At 59.2% G+C, this 2,546-nt stretch carries 3 protein-coding genes; all 3 read right to left on the bottom strand.

Translation table 11 applies throughout. The annotated features are described in order from the left end of the window. Positions 1-244 precede the first annotated feature (244 nt). Positions 245-1,234 carry a GlxA family transcriptional regulator gene (locus AAAB35_RS22630; protein ID WP_340670526.1) on the bottom strand — a complete coding sequence of 330 codons (990 nt, stop codon included), beginning with the start codon at positions 1,232-1,234 and terminating at the stop codon, positions 245-247. 12 nt (positions 1,235-1,246) lie between these two features. Then, positions 1,247-2,038 carry a pyrroline-5-carboxylate reductase dimerization domain-containing protein gene (locus AAAB35_RS22625; RefSeq protein ID WP_340670525.1) on the bottom strand — a complete coding sequence of 264 codons (792 nt, stop codon included), beginning with the start codon at positions 2,036-2,038 and terminating at the stop codon, positions 1,247-1,249. A 21-nt stretch (positions 2,039-2,059) separates the two neighbouring features. Next, positions 2,060-2,546 (bottom strand): ABC transporter permease subunit (locus AAAB35_RS22620; RefSeq protein WP_340670524.1); only part of this gene is annotated, 487 nt, incomplete at its 5' end.

The raw sequence follows: 2,546 nt of genomic DNA, 5'->3' as shown, positions 1-2,546 counted from the left end.
CTCCGCACCGGGTGATTCTAGTGCCGAGAATATCTTCTGAATGGAAAGGCGCGACTCCGGTCCTCGCGCAAACTCATCATACGCCGCGCACGCGGCGTCGACGAACGACTGGAGAGCTTCGTTGCGGCCTGTCATTGCATTTACCCTCTCTTCAAGCGCAGCGAGTCGCAGCTACCGGTCCACAACCAGGTCGGTCAGTGGCTTCGAGCAGCATGGCAGGAACATGCCAAAGGATGCTTTGTTGTCAGTGCGTCGTTGCGCCCCGCAACCGACCCGGCGTCTCACCGTAAGCTTTCTTGAAGGCTTTTATGAAGTGCCCAGCGGTTTCAAAGCCGACCTCGATGGCTATCTCGATGAGGGGTGCTTTGGTCTGCAGGAGCAGCGCCCGAGCACGATGCAATCTCAACGCCATATAGGCTTGAGCAGGCGAGCGTCCTGTCTTTTCATGGAAGAGACGCTCCAACTGGCGGCGCGAAATGCCGACCGAGGCAGCGAGGTCAGGGATACTGATGATGTCCTCGACATGCCGCTCCATCGTGATGAGGATCGACTTCAGGCGATCATCGCTGCAGTCGATATCGAGCGGCCTGCGCGGCTGAATGTCCAGCGCGCTCCTTGCCCTTTCTATCTGCAGCACCTCAAGCGCGTTGCGTTCGGCGTCCTTGCTGATCGACTGGCGTACGATGGACGCGGCCAAATCGGCGGCACTGGTGCCGCCAGCGCACGATCCGCGTGTTTGTTCGAGGTTGTAGAGTCGATCGGAACGCACCGTCAGATCAGGAAAGCGCTCCCTGAACGCCTGGTAGTGCAGCCAGCTGACGCAGGTCTCGTGATGCTCCATCAATCCGGCTTCTGCCAGAATGAAAGACCCGGTGCACACACCGATCAGCGGGACCTTCTTGGCGTCTGCGCGCTTGAGGAAGGCGATGGTGTCGTTGTCGATGGGACGTTCCACAGTCAGAAGCCCTCCGACCACCACGATGTAGTTGAACTGGCCGGGATCAACGAAATCCGACGTCGGAGCCACCTGAACGCCGCAACTCGACGTGATCAGATGCCGCGTGCTGCCAAGGACCTGCCAGTCAGCATGCACCCGTCCGGACCGGTCAAGCTCATCACTTGCCAGCCGCAATGTATCGACGAACATGGCGAAGGCCGACAGCGTAAAGGAACGCGCCAGGACGAAGCCGATTTTCAATCGCGGCGTGCCTGAAGTCATGGGTTTCCCGTTCATCCGTCAATCCCTCTATGGCTTGGTCGACAATGCCTGGGCCTTCCGGAAGGCGGCATCGAGACCAGCGCCCACCGCAGCGTCGAATCCATTTTGCCGCATCGCAATAATGCCAGCCGCGGTCGTCCCCTTGTAGTCCACGAACGATTTGACGGTATCTGATGGAGACGCCCCGTTGAACTCCTGGAGCCGCCCGGCGCCAATGATCACCTGCTGTGCGGCGCGCTGCGCGATGGCAGGGGAAATGCCGCGTACCACCGCATCATTGATCATCGCTTCGGCGAGCAAGGCCGGGAATGCCGCGCCGGAACCGGACATTGCGGTGAAATAGTCAATATGCTCCTCCTGGCTTACTGCGTCGACCACACCGCAGCTGCGGAACAGCGTTATAATGGTCTCGCTGTCCTTGGGTTCAGGCGAATCTATGAAGAAGGGCGTATAGGAATATCCGAGCTCCGCTGCCGCATTCGGAAGAGCGCGCCCGACGCGGTTGCTGCCAGTTCTTCGCTTTATGTCCTCGATCGTCACACCGGCCATAACTGAGACCACCAATTTTTTGTCGGCATCGATATCAATGGCGCTCCAGTCATCGGGTCTCACCGAGAGCACAATGACATCAGAATTCTTCACTAACTCACTGTTATCGCTTGTCCAGTGGCAGTTGACGGAATTCTCGGGGACTCCGCTCCGGAACGAGCAAGTCAGCCGCTCAGCGGCAACTGTACCAGAACCGACAAGCGCTTTCGCGATGGCTGTTCCGAGCCACCCCGAGCCTCCAATGATACCTATACGCCCGATGTCGATCATAGGGGACTCCCCTCCTTGCTGTTAAGCTGCGGCGCCAGCCGGATTGCGACCGCGTTGCAGCGCACCCCGTGTCAGCCTGTCGAGAAGAATAGCGACCGCGACGATCGCCAGACCTGCCCGAAGGCCAAGTCCCATTTCCATGCGCGTCAGGCCCCGCGTAACCTCTGCACCGAGCCCCCCTGCCCCAACGAGCCCGGCGAGGACCACCATTGCCAATGACAGAAGTATGCACTGGTTTAATCCTACAAGAAGCGTCGGCATGGCCGAAGGTATCTCGATCTTCAGAAGTATGGACTTTGGAGACGCACCGGTTGCCTGTCCAAGCTCAAGAAGGTCTTTCGGCACCTGGTTGAATGCAAGTGTCGTCAAGCGCAGCATCGGCGGCACACCATAGACGATGGTCGCTATGATGGCGGGGACGCGGCCCAGGCTGAATACCATCACTGCCGGGATCAGGTAGACCCAGGGTGGAACGGTCTGCATGATGTCGAGCACCGGGCGTACTGCG

It is taken from the genome of Phyllobacterium sp. (genome assembly GCF_037994425.1).
In the GTDB taxonomy this organism is placed as follows: Bacteria; Pseudomonadota; Alphaproteobacteria; order Rhizobiales; family Rhizobiaceae; genus Phyllobacterium.
Note: the sequence above shows the minus strand (reverse complement) of the source record. Positions and strands in the feature narration are given on the sequence as shown.

Bases quoted from the DNA above. Each gene is read 5' to 3' on its own strand.
- AAAB35_RS22630 (WP_340670526.1), bottom strand. From the start codon at position 1,234: ATGAACGGGAAACCCATGACTTCAGGCACGCCGCGATTGAAAATCGGC.
- AAAB35_RS22625 (WP_340670525.1), bottom strand. From the start codon at position 2,038: ATGATCGACATCGGGCGTATAGGTATCATTGGAGGCTCGGGGTGGCTC.